This window comes from Shimia biformata (genome assembly GCF_016888515.1).
GTDB lineage: Bacteria > Pseudomonadota > Alphaproteobacteria > Rhodobacterales > Rhodobacteraceae > Shimia_A > Shimia_A biformata.
Window position 1 is genome coordinate 1 of sequence record NZ_JAFEJK010000011.1, and the last position, 279, is coordinate 279.

At 33.3% G+C, this 279-nt stretch carries 1 protein-coding gene; it reads right to left on the reverse strand.

What is annotated here, in order from left to right; translation table 11 throughout:
• On the reverse strand, positions 1-279 hold a 279-nt coding region (locus tag JQ863_RS19320; protein WP_275411586.1), incomplete at both ends, for a cytochrome c oxidase subunit II transmembrane domain-containing protein.

Genomic DNA, 279 nt, shown 5'->3' on the forward strand with positions numbered 1-279 from the left:
GAATAGCTAAAGCAGCAACGATTATGATAGGTATTACAAACCATATTGTTTCAATGATGGCATTATGGTGCATCTTACCAGATTCGGCATTCTTATTATAACTATACTTGTAAATAAAAATGGCGAACATGCCAAGTACAACGAAACAAATAACAAGCATGAAGACGATTGAATAAAGAATCAAGAACTTCTGACTACTTGCTACTGGCCCTTTTGCGTTGAAAATTTCTATATTTGAACAACCACTAAGTAAAATTAGTGTGCCAAATAATAGAAGCA